Here is an 18193-nt window from a genome sequence, read left to right as displayed (position 1 = left end):
GGGGGCATCAATGCAGGGGTCCGCCAATGCCGGCACCCGCGTCGGTGCGGCGGGGCTTGCCGCCTTCAGGCAGGGGCTGCGGCACCAGGGTGCCCACCGTGAGCTGGTCATCGCCAAAGTACTTGGCCGCCACGCGCTTGACGTCATCGGGCGTGATGGTGCGAAGCTGGGCCAGCAACTGGTCTTCCGCATCCAGCGGCATGCCCTGTATCCAGTAATTGCCCAGGCTCTGGGCCTGGCCCATGACCGAGTCGCGCTCATAGACATTGGAGGCCATCCATTGCGTCTTCACGCGCTCCAGTTCGGCAGGCTCGACGCCCTCCCTGGCGACCTTGGCCACTTCGGCGCGCAGCGCGGCCTCGACCTCGGCCGCAGTCTTGCCGGTGGCGGGCACGCCCGTCAGCATGAACAGGCCGGGGCCGCGGCTCATGAGCGACATGGAGCTGCCCGCGCCGTCGGCCACGCGGCCTTCGCCCTGGACCAGGGCCCGCTCCAGGCGGGCGCCGTCATAGCCGTCGAGCACGGCCGAGAGCACCAGCAGCGCCAGCGCATCGCGGTCATCGGCCTGCAGATCGCTGACGCGCGTCAGCGAGGGCGCACGGAAGGCCAGGGCCACCAGGGCCTGCTCGGCCGGCTGCTTGACCTCGATGCGGCGGATGCCGATCTGCGCAGGCTCGGTGCGCGGCTTGCGCACCGGCACGGCGCGTGCGGGAATGCTGCCGTAATACTTCTCGGCCCAGGCGCGGACCTTGGCAACGTCCACATCACCGGCAATGACGACGGTGGCATTGCCGGGCACATACCAGCGGCTGTGGAAATCGCGCACGTCGCCGGGCGTCAGGGCGTCCAGATCGCTCATCCAGCCGATCACGGGCCGGTGGTAGGGCGAGGCCATGAAGGTCGCCGCCATCAGTTGCTCCATGAGCACGGCGCGCGGCTGGTCCTCGGTGCGCATGCGGCGCTCTTCCTTGATGACCTCGATCTCCTTCTTGAACTCACTGTCGGGCCAGTGGTTGTTGGCGAAGCGGTCGGATTCGAGCTTCATCACTTCCTCCAGCCGGCTGGACGGGATCTGCTGGTAGTAGCCCGTGTAGTCGCGGCTGGTGAAAGCGTTCTCCTGGCCGCCCAGGGCCGCCACCCGGCGCGAGAACTCGCCGGGCGCCACCTTGCGCGAGCCCTTGAACATCATGTGCTCGAGCGCATGGGCCACGCCCGAGGTGCCGTCGACCTCGTCGATGGCGCCCACGCGCACCCAGACCATGTGCACGGCCGTGGGCGCGCGCCGGTCGGGCTGCACGATGAGCTGCATGCCGTTCTTCAGGGTGAATTGCTGCGCTGCTGTGGCGGACCGCTGGCCGCCTGCGGCCTGGCTGGCCACCGTCTGCAGCAGTGACGAAGGGGAGGAAGAGGATGCATCCGGGGCTGCCAAAGCAGCCCCGGTGCCCATGCAGGCCATTAAGCCCAGGAGGGTGAGTGCATGTTTCATAGAATGCTGTGATTCTAAGAACCTGCCGATGTTCAGTTTTTTCAAGAAAAAGCCCACCCCCTCCTCCGCCGAGATTTCCCCGGCGGACAGCAGCGCCGCGCCTGAAGAGGCCGGCATTCCCGCAACCCCGCCGCAGGACCGCGCCCCAGACCTGCCCCCTGGCACACCTGCCCCACCGGCCGCAGCCGACACCGGCAGCGCCTGGTGGCGCAAGCCCTTCGGCGGCGGCAAGGGCGATGCCGCCCCGCCTGCCGCACCCGCTGCACCCACTGCTGCTGCTTCCACGCTCGCGCCTGCCGACTTCATTGCCGCACCCGAGCCCACGGCCAAGCCCGAAGCCGAAGGCGCCAGCCGCCAGAACTGGATGCAGCGCCTCAAGGCCGGACTGCGCAAGACCGGCAACAGCATCGCCACGGTCTTCACCGGCACGCAGATCAACGATGCGCTGTACGAAGAGCTGGAAGACGCCCTGCTGATGGCCGACACCGGCGTCAAGGCCACCGAGCACCTGCTCACCGAACTGCGCCGCCGCGTCAAGGAAGCCAAGGCCACCGACCCTGCAGCCGTCAAGGCCCTGCTGGCCGATGCACTGGCCGACCTGCTGCGCCCGCTGGAAAAGCCGCTGATCATCGGCGAGCACCAGCCTACCGTGGTCATGGTCGCTGGCGTCAACGGCGCAGGCAAGACCACCTCCATCGGCAAGCTGACCAAGCATCTGGCCGACGAAGGCCAGAGCGTGCTGCTGGCTGCCGCCGACACCTTCCGCGCCGCCGCGCGCGAGCAGCTCGGCGTCTGGGCCAACCGCAACACGGTGGAGATCGTCAGCCAGGAAGGCGGTGATCCTGCAGCCGTGAGCTTTGATGCCGTCACCGCCGGCCGCGCCCGCAAGAAGGATGTGGTGCTGGTGGACACGGCGGGCCGCCTGCCCACCCAGCTGCACCTGATGGAAGAGCTGCGCAAGATCCGCCGCGTGGTCACCAAGGCCGATGCCACGGCACCGCACGAGGTGCTGCTGGTCATCGACGGCAACACCGGCCAGAACGCGCTGGCCCAGGTGCGCGCCTTTGACGATGCACTGCAGCTCACGGGCCTGATCGTCACCAAGCTCGACGGCACGGCCAAGGGCGGCGTGCTGGCCGCCATTGCCCAGGAACGGCCGATCCCCGTGTACTTCATCGGCGTGGGCGAAAAGGTCGAAGACCTGGAGACCTTCAACGCCAGGGAATTCGCGCAGGCGCTGCTGTCCTGACAATCTGTTCAGAGTTTTCTCGACAGGCGCCACAGGAAGGCGGAATGGATGAATTGCGGGCTGGCGCTCAAGCCGCTCTCCGCTCATCCATTGGGGAGTGACCGCTCAACGAAGAGCTCTCCAGCCTCAACCTCTGACGCACTCAACCGCTTCGGGACTGATCAGGCCAGGCCCTACCGGGTTAGCTCATGTGACTTGCCGCAAAAGCCCAGTAACTTCGCCACAGGCGACAGCGTGGGCGCGGCAAAGACCAGAAAGGGCATGCCCTTCAATCACCGAAGCAGCCACTCATCGTCACGTGGCAATTGACGAATCTCTTCGGCCAGTCAAAGCAGCACTTCCGCCAGTGCTCGGTAGCACCGACAAGCCCGTCCTTGCTTCGGACGGTCAGAAATCCTAGCTCTTCCTCACTGACGCCGGCTGGCAGGCCTTGCGGTGCACCACCGCACTCATCTCTGGCCTCCGATGTGGAGAACGCATTTTTTCCCGTCGCTCCACCTTTGCGTGCGGGTGAGCGTACGGCCCATGCCTCGGCAAGCGCACCAACTCTGTTGAGTGCCTGTGCGAAAACTCGGCAACAGACTCTTCAGTGCGACCTGCCTTCGATATGCCAACTACGGCGTGTGCCGCGCATCATTTCAAGCATATTCTCCCGCTCTGCCACCCCCCACTTTTCGGGGCTCGTAAAAGCACATAAGTGTTTTAAACCAGCCGATTAGGCTACTTGCTGGCTGCAGATGGCAAGTTCAGGCCAATTTATGTGGCTTGCAAACCAATCAGAAACAAACCATCGATGGCGGAGATGGCTTGGTCACTGTCTTCCTGCTGCCTTCCCAACCAGATGCCTCTCAATTTTTCGCACCCTTCCATATCTTGACCCAAGATTGTATGTTGGTATACCATCACTCAATTCGCAAGAAAGTCCAACAGACATGAAACGGCAAGCCTCTAAAGCAGGTACAGACACAGACAGACCTGCATTGACAGACATGGGAATTCCGCGAGGCAGTATGGCCGTAGAGCGTGTGAATCCAACGCTCCGACAGCTGGCACTTGAGCAATTGAAGCGCGCCATTGTGGAAGGCCAACTTCCACCTGGATCACGCTTGGTAGAACGCAAGCTGTGCGATCTCCTTGATGTGAGCAGAACGATAGTTCGTGAAACCCTGGGGCAATTGGAGGCAGAAGGGTGGATCACAAAGGAGCCCTATAAAGGCCCGATAGTCGCCGTTATCGATGAAGACGGCATTCGCCAGATCTTTGAAATGCGTGCAGCCGTTGAAGGCTATGTGGCGGCACTGTGCGCAGAGCGAGCCACCATAGAGCAAATCGAGCGCCTGGATGTCACAGTGAAAGCGATGAGTGAAGCGCAGATTTCGGGCGATGTCGGGGCTCAGATCGAGACCATCGAGGAGTTCTACGAAGTTCTCCTGGATGCAGCCCAAAATTCGCTGATGGCAAGCTATCTTTCTTCACAAAGGAGCCGCCTCGCACGCCTGCGGAGACTCTCACTTTCTCACAGCTCACGGGCCTCAGAAAGCACAGAAGAAAAACGCGGCATCCTCGCCGCCATCCGCAATCGCGACCCAAAGAAGGCCCAGGCCCTTGCCGAGCAGCATATCTGGAATTCTTCGAAAAGCCTGCTGGCGGCTATACGCAGGGACCTATGAAATCTCTCTTTCAAAATTGGTACGCAAGATAAGCCACCATCTATAGTCATGCTATTTTTAGATAGCATCAGAGAATAAAGACCCCGCATCATCTTTTTATAGCAAGCACACTCATGCTTGCTTTTGAGAAAAAGCAATTCTTTCCCCGAATTGCTTGCTAGAAGTGCGCACTCTGCAAATCGACTTCAATATCTCCACATTTAAGAAAAATCATCTTAAGCGTATTTTCGAGTCAATCTACAGCCAAAAAATCTATCGCGACTGAGACACAGCCCGCAATCACCCAGTCAAAATAAACGATTTCCAAAGAAATATCGCCAAATCACAACGTGGAGGATAATGACATGAAAACGGCAATGCTTGTTGGAGCAGGCGCAGAAATTGGTTCAAATTTACTGCTCTTGAACAATCCGGAAAAAGACGGATTTGCAATTACAACAGTACTAACAAACACACCACCTGTTCACAAAAACTATCCCCACCTCCGGCCAATTGATGGAATTATTGCGCGCCTCGCCCTCGCTCAACCTGGAGCACATGCGCTTGTACAGGCAATCGATGAAAAAACACTGAAAATTGGATCCAGGGAAGTCAAATTCGAGTTCTGTGATCTGCGCAAAGAGTTTCCAACAATATCAACCTCCTTTGATATAGCTTTTCTCGCGACGAGCAAAGCAGACATTTCTGCAGAAAGCGCTGTAGTCTCGTGGCTTAAAAGAAAATGTCACACGATTCTAGGAGTTGCGGAAGCAAATGATCTCCCAAGTATATATAGCTGTCTTGCAGATCTTTCATCCTCAGATCTGCCAACCGCAAAAACCAGAGTAATTACTAATGGTGTTTATTGTCTTGGTTCATGCCAAACCAATGGCATGCATGCGTCTCTTCGTATAGTTATAGATACGCTGCGAACACTTGGCCTTACAGCCCAGAGCATCCTCGCAGTGGAGACGGACATCATCCACCCGGATACTCCCAACGGAGTTCTAGGCACCCGTTCCTTCGAAGGCAGGGATCAAGATGCACGGAACAATTTACGCCCTAGCTTCTCTCAAATCACCCAAAGCCAAACCAAGGTTATGCCTTGGGCACCTCTCGTAAATACCATCTCCCTGCGAGCGCCGGTCCATGCGCCAGGTTTTCAGATAAACCGATTCATCGTTCAGGATCGAGGCTTGATGACCCGCGAGGCTGTTGAAGCATCAATCGATAATTTATTTGATAGATATAGATACATCGCGCAAGGAACCACGATGCCACTCGGAAGCAGAGCCTATGCACACGACCATCGATGCGCCACTATTCTTACTGACTCTCACCATTTACTGCTATCTCGACCCAGCTATTTGGAGCCACAAGGACTTTCTCAACTAACAATTCAATCCTTTGTCAACAATACCGTAGGCTACTCCAGCCTCGCTATTTCAGCTGCACGCAACATCGCGTTAGGTCTTTCCAGCACCATTTTCTAAGGAATGTGAAATGACAAGCTCGCACAGCGTCGATATTCTTGATTCGGGATTCGTTTTTAAAACAGCTAATACAGCCGAGTTCAATGAGAAGCTCAAAACAGAAGTCCAACAGATTCAAGCTCTTCACGGAATTTATCCCAAACTGATGGTGCCAGTTCTTCACACAGGATTGGTTGGAGGTCGTCATTTTTATATTCTTGAAAAGAAATCTGGTGCATCTCTGGCAAGCCTTGTGTTCGATGCAACAAAATCCATAGAATATAGAAACCAAATCATAAAACATGCCCTGGACAGCATAAAGACAGCAGTGAAAATTGAATGCAATCAACCAATAGATTCAACGTATCAACTACACCAAAAGATTCGCTACGAATGGGATTCCTTAAAACAATTGCACAGCCTGTTTGACAAACCTGCAATTATTGAGGGAAAGATTATTATCCCAAGTGGTCGTGCCGTGGTAGAAAGGGCTCTTGCTTATGCCGAGGAAGAAATTTTCCTGGCTAGCAGCACAAGTGCACACTGCAATTTTCACTTTGGCAATGTTCTCTACGACGAGACTTTGAATGAAATCAGCTTCATCGATCCGGATGGTTCTGTTCAAGGCATCGACCCTTACTTTGGATTTTCGCGTTTCGCATTTTCCTTCTGGCATGAGCTGGCGGCCGAGATTCGCGATAGCATCAACATCGTTCCACTTGAGAAAAGCATACTATTTCTCATGAAGCATGATCAGCATCGGCAGATGCTGGATCAAATACCGGTAATTCGTAGCATTCATGAAATATCCAATTGGATTGGCGAAGAAAATTACCGTAAATTCTACGCATTGACCACATACTGCTTTCTCCGCAGCATGCGGATAAACGGCAGCAAGGATACCTGGATGATGCCGAGCTCTCCTCGCGCGGGCACCCCAGAAGAAACGCTCTACGCAGGCCTCATGTTCTATCTCGAGTCTCTGTCTTCAACCGTTCAATAAATCTTCAAGAGAGCAAAATTTCTCTAATCAGCAAATGAGCATTGCTGTGCATTACCAAATAATCCACAGCAATGTAAGAATTTACTCTACGCCCCATTTACCCATCCCTCCTCCATATTCATGCTTGAATCCATTCAAGGTTTTTCTTGGTTATGGGTTCCCATAACCCTGTTCGCCGCTCTCGCTCAAACGGTACGAAACACAGCGCAGCGCAGCCTGACACAGGAGCTGGGCGCGCTATCGGCCACGCTGGTGCGTTTTCTGTATGGCCTACCTTTTGCCATGTTGTGGCTGGCACTGCTGTATCTGGTACCAGCAAAGCCATACGCTGTACCTTCGATCACGCCGATTTACCTTGGCTGGATTGCATTGGGCGCTTTTTTCCAATTGGCTGGAACGGTCGCTTTGCTGCTGGCGATGAAGGAGCGCAACTTTGCCGTGGCTGTCACTCTGACAAAGACAGAGGTGCTGCAGCTAGCTCTGTTCGCATCGGTTTTTCTCCATGAACTTCCAACACCGCTGGCGTTGGCCGCAATGATCGTAGCCACAATCGGTATGCTGCTGCTGTCCCTGCCGCCACGCGAACAGTTGCTCTCACCGTCCGCGTGGCTCAACCGATCTGCACTTTATGGCCTGGCTTGCGGCTCCTGCTTTGCAGTTGCAACAGTAGGATTTCGAGGAGGGTCGCTGGCACTTGGCGCCGAAACGGCATGGTTATCTGGCGCCTGGGGCGTGCTGATCGCACAGTCGATGCAAACCGTCGGCATGGGACTTTGGATCCAGTTGCGCACAGCTCAAGGTCTGGCACCTATTTTTCGAGCTTGGCGCATCTCGCTGCTTGCCGGTTGCATGGGGGCAGCCGCTTCAATTGCTTGGTTCACGGCCTACGCCATGCAAGGAGCATCACCTGTGCGCACTTTGGGAATGATCGAGGTCGTTTTCAGCTACCTGGTTTCGCGCCGCGTGTTCAGCGAAAGCTTCAGTCGAGCAGAGAAGATAGGCATGGGCCTGATGCTGTTGGGCTTAGTGGTGACTTGCCTACAGGCCTGACATGCGATGGCAGCAAGACCTGCTCGTGGAGCTGTCGTCCTGCGGCTTGGCATCGACTGCATCAGCTCCCCTGTTGATGCGCTTTGACCCATTCTCTGGAGTGGACTTACGGGAGCGCGCTGCGCTCCTTTTTTCATGGGCATGCGAACGCAGCGAAGGCCCAGGCATGCAGGCAAGGGTTTTCCCTTGATTCGAATCAAGCCGCAGGTTTTATGCTTTGCATTGATTTACAAGAAGAACGTTGTTTTATACAAGAAACAATCGATAGCCCTCAGGCATTTCTTTTGCTTGTACCTGCCTTGCCTTGTTCCCCGGAGTTCCCCATGAAAGCCCCCACCTTGCTCGGCGCTGCCGCCCTGCTGGCAGCAGCCGCATGCCAGAGCGCCCTGGCCCAGGATGCCGCCGCCCAGCAGCAGCTGGCCGCCAAGCCTTTCACCATCGTCGCGCCCTTCCCGCCCGGCGGCCCGGTCGATGCGCTGGCCCGCCTGCTGTCCACGGGATTGGCCGAGCGCTATAAGCAGACCTCGGTGGTGGAGAACAAGCCCGGGGCCAACGGCAATATCGGCATCGACATGGTCAAGCGTGCCGCGGCGGACGGCCATACGCTGCTGGTCGTGCCCCAGGGCAACCTGACCATCAATCCCACGCTGCTGGCCAGGCCCGGCTACAGCGTGGAGGCGGACTTCGCGCCCGTGGCTTCGCTGGCCAAGGCGGCCAATGTGATCGCCGTGCACCCCGGCGTGCCCGCCAAAACGGTGCAGGAGCTGGTGGCCCTGTCCAAGGCCAGGCCGGCCACCATCAGCTATGCCTCGCCCGGCGTGGGCTCCAGCCTGCATCTGGCCGGCGAGCTGTTCAAGCAGCAGACCGGTGCCGACATCCTGCACGTGGCCTACAAGGGCACGGCGCCCGGCCTCAACGATGTGCTGGGCGGCACGGTGCCGATGATCGTGGGCAATGTGCCCGCGCTGCTGCCGCATGTGCAGTCGGGCAAGCTGCGCGCGCTGGCCGTGACCGACCCGGCGCGCAGCAAGTACCTGCCCGAGGTGCCCACGCTGGCCCAGGCGGGCGTGCCGGGCATTGCCATCTCGTCCTGGTACGGCGTGATGGCGCCAAAGAAGACGCCACCGGCCGTGCTCAAGCAGCTGGAAAAGGATATTCAGGAGATCTTCAACACGCCGGCCGTGGTCAGGCAGCTGGACCTGCAGGGGATCGAGCCCTGGGTGGTCACGGGCAGCGCCTTCGGCGAGCTGATCCGCAAGGAGACAGCGACCTGGGTGCCCGTGATCAAGGCCGCCAACGTCACGCCGCAGTGATGCGGGGCGCGGCGACCCTTTCTGCAGTGTCCGCCACGTCCCGGGTCGAGACCTGGGAGCGCAGCCACTGCGCATAGTCGGCCATGCAGCGCTCGGTGCGCATGGTGATCTGCGGCACGCTGTAGCTGTGCCCGGCGCGCAGCAGCCGGGCCAGGCGCTCCAGCACGTCGGGCAAGGTCTTGCAGACCAGCCGCCACTCGGGCGTGGCGTGCATCTCGCCGTCCCACACGTAGTGCGAGGTGATGGCCTCCACCTGCACGCAGGCCGCGGCCTGCTGCTGCACCAGGCTGCGCGCCAGATGGGCGGCCTCCTCGGCACTGGGGACGGTGGTGGCCACCACGCACAGCGTGGACCAGGGCGAGGCGGGGTTCTTGGCGGAAGTCATGGAGGCGTAGTCTACGGTTGCGCGCTGCAGGCCGGTACTGGCCTTTGCGGCGTCAGGCCATCAGCCCCTTTTGCCGCGCCTGCAGCCGCGCCAGGCCCAGCAGCGCATCGGTGAAGGGCGTGTCCACGCCGCACAGCTGCCCCATTTCGCGCACCGCGCCCACCAGGGCATCGAGTTCCACGGGCTTGCCCGCTTCCACGTCCTGCAGCATGGAGGTCTTGAAGGCGCCCAGCTTGAGCGTGACCGCATGGCGGTCCTCGGGCGATTCGTTGATGGGCAGGCCGATGCGCGCGCCGATCTCCTTGGCCTCCAGCATCACGCGCGTGATCAGGCCGCGCACCAGGTCGTCGCCCAGGATGCGGTCCGAGGTGGCCCCCGTCAGCGCGCTGACGGGGTTGACGGTCATGTTGCCCCAGAGCTTGTACCAGGCGTCGCGCTGGATGTTGTCGGAGACCTTGGCCTCGATGCCGCCGCGCTGCAGCAGTTGGGCCAGTGCCGCCAGGCGCGGCGTGGGCGGCTGGCCGGGCCCTGTGGCCAGGGGCTCGCCCAGGATCAGGCTGTTGCCGAAGTGGCGGCGTACCACGCCGGGCGCATCGTTGGAGCAGCTGGCATGGACCACCGAACCCAGCACCTGGCCCAGCGGGATGGCTTGCGCAGTGCGGCCTTCAGGGTCCACGGCCTTCAGCTGCTTGCCGCGCACGCTGGCATCGACACCGCCTTGCAGAAACCACCAGGGCACGCCGTTCATGGCCGTGAGCACCACGGTCTGCGGGCCGATCAGCGGGGCGATGCGCTCGGCCACATCGGGCATGCCCGGCGCCTTGACGGAGATGATGACCAGGTCCTGCACGCCCAGGGCGGCCGGGTCCTGTTCGGCACGCAGCGCGAAGTGCTCGCGCTGCTCGCCGTGCACCAGGGTCAGGCCCTGGGTGCGCAGGGCCTGCAGCGCGGCGCCGCGCGCCACGGCACTGAGCTGGCAGCCGGCGCGGGCCAGGGCCGCGCCCATCCAGCCGCCGATGGCACCGGCGCCGAAGATGCAGGCCTTGTCGAATGAAATGCTTGTCTGTTCCATGGTCATGCGCGGGAAGCTCCGGGTTCAAAGATCGAGATAGCTGCTGTCGCGCCGGTTCACGCGGCGCACCAGGTGGTCGAACACATCGCGGGCACCGCCGTGGCTGTCGTTGAAGGTCAGCGAGTCCTCGTTGCAGCGCTGGGCCATGGCGTCGGAGACCATGCGCGGCGCGCCCATGGACAGGGTGGCCATCTGCACGTCGCAGGCGCGCTGCAGCGTCCACAGCACCACGAAGGCCTGGGGCAGGTCGCTGCCCCAGCTGAGCAGGCCATGGTTGCGCAGGATCACGGCCTTGCGGTGGCCGATGCTGGCCAGCAGGCGCGGCCCTTCGTCGGCATGGATGGTGATGCCCTCGAAGTCATGGTAGGCCACCATGCCGTGCAATTGGGCGCTGTAGAAGTTGCTTTGCGACAGGCCCTGCTCCAGGCAGGCCACGCCCATGCCCGAGGTGGTGTGCGTGTGCATCACGCAGTGCGCGCCCGGCAGCCCGTCGTGGATGGCCGCATGCACCACGAAGCCGGCCGGATTTACCGGATGCCGCGAGCCGTCCAGCACCTCGCCGCGCACATTGATGCGTACCAGGTTGCTGGCCGTGACCTCTTCGTAATGCAGGCCGAAGGGATTGATCAGGAACTGCTTTTCACCGCCCGTCACGCTGTCGGGCAGGCGCACCGTGATGTGGTTGTAGATCAGCTCGTCCCAGCCCAGCATGGCGAAGACGCGGTAGCAGGCGGCCAGTTCGATGCGGGCGGCCCGCTCTTCAGGGTGCATGGAGCAATTCATGGTGTGGCTCGTGGGGTGGGTTCTGAGGTGGGTCTTGAGGTGGGTTGTGCAGTGGCTTGTGGGGAAATCAGGCATCCAGCCCCTGGTCCAGCCCCTGGTCCAGCCCCTGGTCCAGCGCCTGGGAGGCACGGCCCAGCTTGTCCAGGATGCGGTCCAGCATGGCGCGCTCATCGGCCGTCAGGGCATTGAGCAGGGCCGCCTGGTAGGGGCGTGCGCGGGACAGCACCTCGTCGAAGAGCGCCTGCCCTGCTTCGCTCAGCTGCAGCAGGTGGCGCCGCGCGTGCTGCGGATCGGCGCGGCGCAGCACCCAGCCCCGGTCGATCAGCGGCTGCAGCGCGCGGCTGATCTGGGCCTTGTCCATCAGGCTCAGGCGCGACAGCGCGCTGGCATGCAGCTCGCCGTGGCGCTGGATCTGGCCCATGAGCCGCCACTCGGTCAGCCCCACGGGCGATGCCGGCGCGATGTAGTGGCGTGTCACCTGGGTCTGCAGCGCATTGGACAGCGCGCCCAGGCGGAAGGTGATGAAGTCCTCCAGCGCCAGCGTCTGGCTGCAGACCTGCGTGTCCGGTGCAGGGCCGGTGGCGGCATCGGCGGCAGGGCTCGGGGATGTGCGTGGGCGGGGCATTGGGCGGAGGGAATCGGGCGGCGATTGCGATGGCCGCATGATCCACCAATGTTGACATATCAACATTGGTGGCAACCCTGAGAGCCCTGGCGGCCTGCAGGCCGCCAGCGGGCGCAGGGTGAAACCCGTGCGCCCGCGCCGCGCTCAACGCTTGAGCAGTTCGTTGGAAGGCAGGGTCTCGTCCAGCAGCTTGCGGGCCGTCTCCACGCCCGCCACGGGCAGCAGCGCCGGGTCCAGCAGGCCCACCTGCACCAGCACGCTGGCCTGGTCCCAGTAGATGTGCTCGTGGTAGAGCTTGTCGCCCCGGAACTTGACCACGGCCAGCAGCGGGATCTCCACGCGCCGCCCCGTGGGCCGCACGCCGGGCAGCATCCACGGGATCTCGGTGGTGTGCGTGAAGCAGAACAGCATCTCGTCCACCACCTGCGAGGCCCCCACCGTGCGTGAAATCGGGGTCAGCGACGTGTCGGGCGGATTGCTGTTGACGAAGTGGTTCGTATAGAAGGCGTGCAGGTTGCTGAAGCCCACGCCGCCGGTCATGGTGGGGATGTGGTTCACATAGGGCTCGGCCACCATGGTGGCCATGGTGTCGTCCACGTTGCGAGTGGCGAATTCGTACTCGCAGTGCTTGTCCCACAGCGCGGCCAGGTCGAAGTGCGGGCCGATGGCGGACTTGAGCGTGGCAATGCTGCGCTCGTGCGCCATCAGGGCCGAGGCGCGGTGGAAGTGATCGCCGCCCTTGCGCGCGAAGGCATGGTCCACGCCCGGATAGACATGCACGGCCACGCCGGGACGCCCGCCCAGCGCCTGGACGATGCGCTGGCGCGCCTCGGGCGGGCAGAAGGCGTCAAGCTCGGCCACATGCAGGGTGAGCGGGCAGCGGATGCGCTCGGCCTCGTCCAGCGCCGCCTCGATGCCCACGCCGTAGTAGCCGACCACCGCATCGGCATCGGTGCGGCAGGCGGCCAGGTAGGCCAGCTTGCCGCCCAGGCAAAAGCCCAGCACGCCGGCCTTGCCGTCCGTGACCTCGGGGCGCTGGCGCAAGGCGTTCAGGCAGGCCTGGATGTCCTGCACGCCCAGGGCCTCGTCGAATCCCTTGTAGAAACCGAAAGCGCGCTCCCAGTCCGCCGGCGTGTAGCCCAGCTCCACATCGGGCTGCTGGCGCCAGAACAGGTCGGGCACCAGCACCACGTAACCTTCTTCGGCGTAGTAGTCGGCCACCTCGCGCATGGTGGCGTTGACGCCGAAGATCTCCTGCGCCAGCACCAGGCCGGGGCCGCTGCCCGAGGCAGGCACGGCCAGGTAGGCGTTGAAGCTGCCGCTGCCGTCCAGCGCGTTGATGCGCACATGGCGGCTTGCCGGGGGTTCTTTCTGCTGCATGGGGTTGTCTCCGTTTCAAAGGGTGGGGAAAGCTGCGGTGCCGCTTTTTTCATGACCCGTCATACGCACTCGGGGTGCCGCACCGTCACCTGATAGTAGCCCGCGTGAAAGGCCAGGGGCTCGCCGTCGAAGCGTTCGCAGCGCTCGACCTGGCCGATGAAGATGAGGTGGTCGCCGCCATCGTATTGCCGGACGTTGCGGCAGACGAAGCGGGCCAGCACGCCATCGATCAGGGGCACGCCGGCCGGGCCTTCCGCGCAGTCCAGGCCGACGAACTTGTCTTGCTGCGGCGTGGAAAAGCGCCGCGACAGAAGGTGCTGGCCCGCAGCCAGCACGTGGATGGCGAAGTGGCTGGCGCCCTGGAAATCGCAGACGCTGGGCGCCTGGCGCGCCAGGCTCCACAGCACCAGCGGCGGGTCCAGCGAGACCGAGGAGAACGAGTTGGCCGTCATGCCCACGCGCCGCCCGTCCGGCGCGCGCGTGGTGATGACGGTCACGCCCGTGGTGAACTGGCCGAAGGCCTTGCGCAGCTCGCGCGGATCGAAGGAGCAGGCCGTGGCGGGGGCCGGGGTTTCGCATGTGCTCATGGCGGCCTCTGCGGCTAGGCGGGGACGGCTGCCATGGCGGCGATGGCCGCGCAGCTGTCGATGTAGTGGTCTGCCTCGCCCGCGTCCGCGAACCAGGGGAAGAAGGTGCGCGGGTCATCGAAGCCGTTGGCAAAGGCGCTGGCCAGCGGTGCCAGCGTGCCCGCGCTGGCCAGCAGCTTGAGCACATGGGGTGGCGGTGGCGCCAGCAGCATGTTGGTCCACTGCGTGACCCATTGCGCATAGCCGAACCAGTAGCGGTCGAAGGTCTGCTGCATCCAGGCGGCGTCGAATGCGCCATTTCCGTCACGATTTCCGTCGCCATTGCCGCGCGCCAGGATGCTGCGCAGATAGGTGTCGGCGCACTTGGCCGCGTTGTTGGAGCCCTGGCCCGTGATGGGGTCGTTGAGCACCACCACGTCGCCCATGCCCAGCACCTTGCGCCCCGACGGCAGCGTGGCCACGGGCTTGCGCACCGTGGGGGCGAAGCGGCCCGCAAGGATGCCGTTGTCATCGGTCAGCGCAATGTCGCGGCAGCGCTCGGCCTCCCAGGGCACGAAGGTGTCGAGTATCCAGCGGCTGCGCTCCAGGTGCTGCTCCGGTGTCTTCACATCGCCCCAGCAGTCCATGGGGCCGCCGGGCACGCCCTCGAACACCATGATCTCGCAGGGGCCCGTGGTCGTCAGCGCCGGGAACACGAAATACTCGCCCACGCCCGGCAGCAGGTTGAAGGACACGGCGGAGAACGGCTCTCGCGGCTTCATGCCCGTCACATAGGTCAGTGCCAGCGCCCGCTGGGGCTGGTCGAAGCGCGAGCGATGGGCATCGCGCTCGAACAGCCTCGATATCTCGCCCTTGCCGCTGGCGACCAGGGTCAGGTCATGGCTGCGCGTGCATTCCTCCAGCTCGGCGATGCCCGCGTCCTTGAGCACCAGCTCGCCACCCTGGCGGCGGAAGTCGTCCATCCATGCGGGGATCTTCAGGCGCTGGTCCACGGACTGCGCGCCCGCGTTCAGACGCGCCGCCCAGTCGATGGCCTTGTCGGCCGCTTTCCCGCCGTGCTGCGCCGGATGCGGCACGCACAGGCCGATGCCCTCGACCACCGGGCATTCGCGCGACCAGTGGTCCAGGCCCAGGCCGCGCTCTATCTGCAGCGCGCTGTCGAACATGCACTGGCTGGACATGACCCGGCCCTGGGCGATGTCCTGCGCCGTGCGGTTGCTCAGTATCGTGACCTGATGGCCCGCGGCCAGCAGGCCCAGGCCCAGTTGCAGGCCCGACTGGCCGGCTCCGACGATGGCGATTTTCTTCATGGCTGTCTCCTTGCGGCTCCGTGTCCGTACTGCGTGCTAGTCCATCAATTGGGGAATGGCGGCCACGGCCCGCTCGGGCCCCATGGCGCCGTAGCCGCCGTCCACCGCATAGTCGGCCCCCGTCACGAAGCTGGCATGGTCCGAGCACAGGAACAGCACCACCTGGGCCACCTCATGCGGATCGCCCACGCGGCCCAGCAGGTGAAAGGGCGCGGCCACGCGGTCGGTCTTGGCGCGGTCGCCGCCACTGAGCCGGTCCATCACCGCCGACCAGGTCCAGCCCGGGCAGACGCTGTTGACGCGGATGCCATCGGCCGCCAGATCCATGGCCATGCTGCGCGTGAGCTGCTTCATGGCCGCCTTGCTGGCCGGGTAGAGCCAGCGCCCGGTCTGCGCGGCCTCGGAAGAGATGCTGGTGAAATTCACCACGGCCCCGCCACCGGCGGCTACCATGTGCGGGTGCACGGCCTGCAGCATGGCCACGGCGCTGGCCACGTTCACGTTGAACGAGGCCAGCCAGTCGGCGCGCGGCGACTGCAGGCCTTCGTCTACATACGAGCAGGCCAGGTTGACCAGGATGTGCACGCCGCCGTGCCGGCTGCATGCCTGCTGCACGCAGGCGGCGACCTGGGCGTCGTCGGTGATGTCGGTGCGCACGAAAAGCGCGCCCTCGCCCAGCGCATCGGCCAGCACCTGGCCGTTGTCGGCATCGATGTCGGCAATGACCACCTTCACGCCGGCCGCGTGCAGCGCACGCACCACGCCGGCGCCTATCAGGGTGGAGCCGCCGGTGACGATGGCGCTTTTGCCTTCGAGTCCCTTGAACATGACGCTTGTTCTCCCGTGTGGATGCCAGGCCGGGCTGGCCTGTGCAGCACACGTTACGGGGGGCCGGTCCGCGCAGGCATCCGGCAAGCGCAGGCACTGTCCCTGGCGCGCAGAAATTGGCTCCCGGGGAATGGTCCGAATTGTGGGAGCGGGTGGTTTTTGCTACGTTCTGCGCAGCCTATGGAACACGCCATGCACACACCGCTGCCCCTGCAGCGCTACCGGCTTTTCGAGAGCCACGACATGGACGAGGCCCGCGAAAGCGTGGCGCGCGTCTTCTGTCCGCATGGCCTGGGCATGCTGCGCCCGCGCGCCGAGCTGGACGCCTGCCACCACAGCGCGCCGCTTTCCCGCAACGTCAGCCTGAACTATGTGCAGTACGGCCCCGGCGTGCACATCGAGCCCGGCTACCTGCGGGACTTCTTCCTGCTGCAGATTCCCCTGCGCGGCAGTGCCGAGATTCGCTGCGGCGCGCAGCAGGTGGATGCCACGCCGCGCCTGGCCTCCCTGCCCTCGCCGACCGAGCCGCTGTCCATGCGCTGGGCCGACGACAGCCCGCACCTGATCGTGCGCATGGCCCGCCCGGCCCTGGTGGCGCGGCTGGAGGCGCTGCTGCAGGCGCCCGCAGGCCGGCCCCTGGTGTTCGATCTGGGCGTGCCGCTGGACCAGCCGGCGCTGGCACCGCTGGTGCATTTCATCGACTGCCTGCGGCACACGCTAGATGCGGGCAACGCCCTGCAGGCCACGCAGGCGCTGGCCCGGCATGCGGAGGAATACCTGCTGACCAGCCTGCTGATGTCGGCCACGCACAGCCACAGCCGCGCACTGGCAGGGGACAGCCGGCGCAGTCTGCTGCCGCGCGGCGTGCGCAAGGCCCAGGAGTACATGCAGGCCCATGCCGACCAGCCCCTGTCGCTGGCCGATGTCTGCCGCGAGGCCGGCTGCAGCGCGCGCACGCTGCAGGCCGCCTTCCGCCAGCACGCGGGCATGGGGCCCATGGATTTCCTGCGCCAGCTGCGGCTGGACCGCGTGCGCGCCGAACTCCAGGCAGCCAAGGGCCCGGGCGCCGCAGCCGGCTCAGGCGTGCGCGATGTGGCGCAGAAATACGGCTTCCTGCACCTGGGCCACTTCGCGGCCCAGTACCGCAGCCGCTTCGGCGAGCTCCCGTCCGAGACGGCGAGCCGCCGCGTGCAGGCCTGAGGGCCTGCCTTTGCCGGTTCAGCCCCGGCCCACGAAGGGCATCTTGGTGGCCATCACCGTGTGGAACAGCACGTTGGCCTCCAGCGGCAGGCTGGCCATGTAGAGCACGGACTGGCCCACCACATCCGCGTCGATCAGCGGCTCCACCGCGATCTCGCCATTGGCCTGGGGCACGCCCTTGGCCATGCGCGATGCCAGCTCGGTCATGGCATTGCCGATGTCGATCTGGCCCACGGCGATGTCGTAGGCACGGCCGTCGAGCGCAGCGGTCTTGGTCAGGCCCATGACGGCATGCTTGGTGGCCGTGTAGGCACTGGAATTGGGGCGCGGCGCATGCGCGGAGATGGAGCCGTTGTTGATGATGCGGCCGCCGCGCGGCGACTGGTCGCGCATGGTGCGAAACGCCTGCTGCAGGCAATAGAACATGCCGTTGAGGTTGACATCGACCACCTCGCGCCACTGCTCGGGCGTCCAGTCCAGGAAGGAGCCGGGCGGATTGCCCCGGCCCGCGTTGTTGAACAGCAGGTCCACGCGACCGAAGCGCTGCACCGTGCGCGCGAACAGCTGCTCCACGGCAGCCGGGTCGCTGACATCGGTGGCAATGCCCAGCATGCGCTCGCCCGCGCCGTACTTTGCCTGGGCCTCGGCGCAGGTCTCATCCAGCGGCGCCTGGCGGCGGCCCGCCACCACCACCTGGTAGCCCGCGCCCGCCAGGGCCAGCGCCACGGCCTTGCCCACGCCGGTTCCTCCGCCCGTGACCACGGCCGTCTTTGCGTTCTTCATCTCCATTGCTTGTCCATC

General features: G+C 63.3%; 17 protein-coding genes. 7 read left to right on the top strand and 10 right to left on the bottom strand.

The window, feature by feature from the left end; translation table 11 throughout:
- Nucleotides 1-7: 7 nt before the first annotated feature.
- Nucleotides 8-1486, bottom strand: coding sequence for a M16 family metallopeptidase (locus ACN20X_RS08355; protein ID WP_034366071.1), 1479 nt, complete (start codon nucleotides 1484-1486; stop codon nucleotides 8-10).
- Between the two features lie 28 nt (nucleotides 1487-1514).
- Here ACN20X_RS08355 and ftsY point away from each other — a divergent pair, with 28 nt between their 5' ends.
- The 6 genes from ftsY (at nucleotide 1515) to ACN20X_RS08325 (ending at nucleotide 9222) form a co-directional block, all read left to right on the top strand.
- Nucleotides 1515-2735 carry a signal recognition particle-docking protein FtsY gene (ftsY, locus tag ACN20X_RS08350; protein ID WP_016454145.1) on the top strand — a complete coding sequence of 407 codons (1221 nt, stop codon included), beginning with the start codon at nucleotides 1515-1517 and terminating at the stop codon, nucleotides 2733-2735.
- A gap of 932 nt (nucleotides 2736-3667) precedes the next feature.
- Complete coding sequence (locus ACN20X_RS08345; protein WP_223275154.1) at nucleotides 3668-4405, top strand: GntR family transcriptional regulator; 738 nt, start codon at nucleotides 3668-3670, stop codon at nucleotides 4403-4405.
- 344 nt (nucleotides 4406-4749) lie between these two features.
- The gene (locus tag ACN20X_RS08340) at nucleotides 4750-5877 is read left to right on the top strand and encodes a hypothetical protein (RefSeq protein WP_082145145.1); all 1128 of its coding nucleotides are present in this window, start codon (nucleotides 4750-4752) and stop codon (nucleotides 5875-5877) included.
- Nucleotides 5878-5887: 10 nt separating this feature from the next.
- On the top strand, nucleotides 5888-6859 hold the full coding sequence (locus tag ACN20X_RS08335) for an aminoglycoside phosphotransferase family protein (protein WP_133072565.1): 972 nt from the start codon (nucleotides 5888-5890) through the stop codon (nucleotides 6857-6859).
- 120 nt (nucleotides 6860-6979) lie between these two features.
- Nucleotides 6980-7909: a DMT family transporter gene (locus ACN20X_RS08330; protein WP_016454141.1), complete on the top strand. Its 930-nt coding sequence runs from the start codon at nucleotides 6980-6982 to the stop codon at nucleotides 7907-7909.
- 323 nt (nucleotides 7910-8232) lie between these two features.
- Nucleotides 8233-9222, top strand: coding sequence for a Bug family tripartite tricarboxylate transporter substrate binding protein (locus tag ACN20X_RS08325; protein WP_126312518.1), 990 nt, complete (start codon nucleotides 8233-8235; stop codon nucleotides 9220-9222).
- On the opposite strand, the gene cutA is transcribed toward ACN20X_RS08325, so the two are convergent.
- The 8 genes from cutA to ACN20X_RS08285 all read right to left on the bottom strand — a co-directional run bounded on the left by cutA (nucleotide 9209) and on the right by ACN20X_RS08285 (nucleotide 16192).
- Entirely contained in the window at nucleotides 9209-9607 is a 399-nt protein-coding gene (gene cutA / locus ACN20X_RS08320; RefSeq protein WP_133072566.1) for a divalent-cation tolerance protein CutA, read from the bottom strand. The two genes, ACN20X_RS08325 and cutA, sit on opposite strands and share 14 nt — an antisense overlap.
- Nucleotides 9608-9659: 52 nt before the next feature.
- Nucleotides 9660-10685 carry a 2-dehydropantoate 2-reductase gene (locus tag ACN20X_RS08315; RefSeq protein WP_473210457.1) on the bottom strand — a complete coding sequence of 342 codons (1026 nt, stop codon included), beginning with the start codon at nucleotides 10683-10685 and terminating at the stop codon, nucleotides 9660-9662.
- Nucleotides 10686-10703: 18 nt separating this feature from the next.
- The gene (locus ACN20X_RS08310; protein ID WP_275405839.1) at nucleotides 10704-11537 is read right to left on the bottom strand and encodes a class II aldolase/adducin family protein; all 834 of its coding nucleotides are present in this window, start codon (nucleotides 11535-11537) and stop codon (nucleotides 10704-10706) included.
- The gene (locus ACN20X_RS08305) at nucleotides 11530-12087 is read right to left on the bottom strand and encodes a MarR family winged helix-turn-helix transcriptional regulator (RefSeq protein WP_473210456.1); all 558 of its coding nucleotides are present in this window, start codon (nucleotides 12085-12087) and stop codon (nucleotides 11530-11532) included. The genes ACN20X_RS08310 and ACN20X_RS08305 overlap by 8 nt, the downstream gene beginning before the upstream one ends.
- Before the next feature lie 144 nt (nucleotides 12088-12231).
- Nucleotides 12232-13467 (bottom strand): dienelactone hydrolase family protein, encoded by a 1236-nt coding sequence (locus ACN20X_RS08300; RefSeq protein WP_016449084.1) that lies wholly within the window; start codon nucleotides 13465-13467, stop codon nucleotides 12232-12234.
- A 59-nt stretch (nucleotides 13468-13526) separates the two neighbouring features.
- Nucleotides 13527-14054, bottom strand: coding sequence for a flavin reductase family protein (locus ACN20X_RS08295; protein ID WP_074923062.1), 528 nt, complete (start codon nucleotides 14052-14054; stop codon nucleotides 13527-13529).
- 14 nt (nucleotides 14055-14068) lie between these two features.
- Nucleotides 14069-15364: a styrene monooxygenase/indole monooxygenase family protein gene (locus ACN20X_RS08290; RefSeq protein WP_016454134.1), complete on the bottom strand. Its 1296-nt coding sequence runs from the start codon at nucleotides 15362-15364 to the stop codon at nucleotides 14069-14071.
- A gap of 36 nt (nucleotides 15365-15400) precedes the next feature.
- Nucleotides 15401-16192, bottom strand: coding sequence for an SDR family oxidoreductase (locus ACN20X_RS08285; protein ID WP_012203717.1), 792 nt, complete (start codon nucleotides 16190-16192; stop codon nucleotides 15401-15403).
- A 192-nt stretch (nucleotides 16193-16384) separates the two neighbouring features.
- Here ACN20X_RS08285 and ACN20X_RS08280 point away from each other — a divergent pair, with 192 nt between their 5' ends.
- The gene (locus ACN20X_RS08280) at nucleotides 16385-17392 is read left to right on the top strand and encodes an AraC family transcriptional regulator (protein ID WP_016449087.1); all 1008 of its coding nucleotides are present in this window, start codon (nucleotides 16385-16387) and stop codon (nucleotides 17390-17392) included.
- Nucleotides 17393-17410: 18 nt separating this feature from the next.
- Here ACN20X_RS08280 and ACN20X_RS08275 read toward each other — a convergent pair whose 3' ends face one another.
- Nucleotides 17411-18181 (bottom strand): SDR family oxidoreductase, encoded by a 771-nt coding sequence (locus tag ACN20X_RS08275; protein ID WP_013803947.1) that lies wholly within the window; start codon nucleotides 18179-18181, stop codon nucleotides 17411-17413.
- Nucleotides 18182-18193 lie beyond the last annotated feature (12 nt).

Source organism: Delftia sp. PX-1 (assembly GCF_055797465.1).
This window is presented reverse-complemented; position numbering and strand designations above follow the sequence as displayed.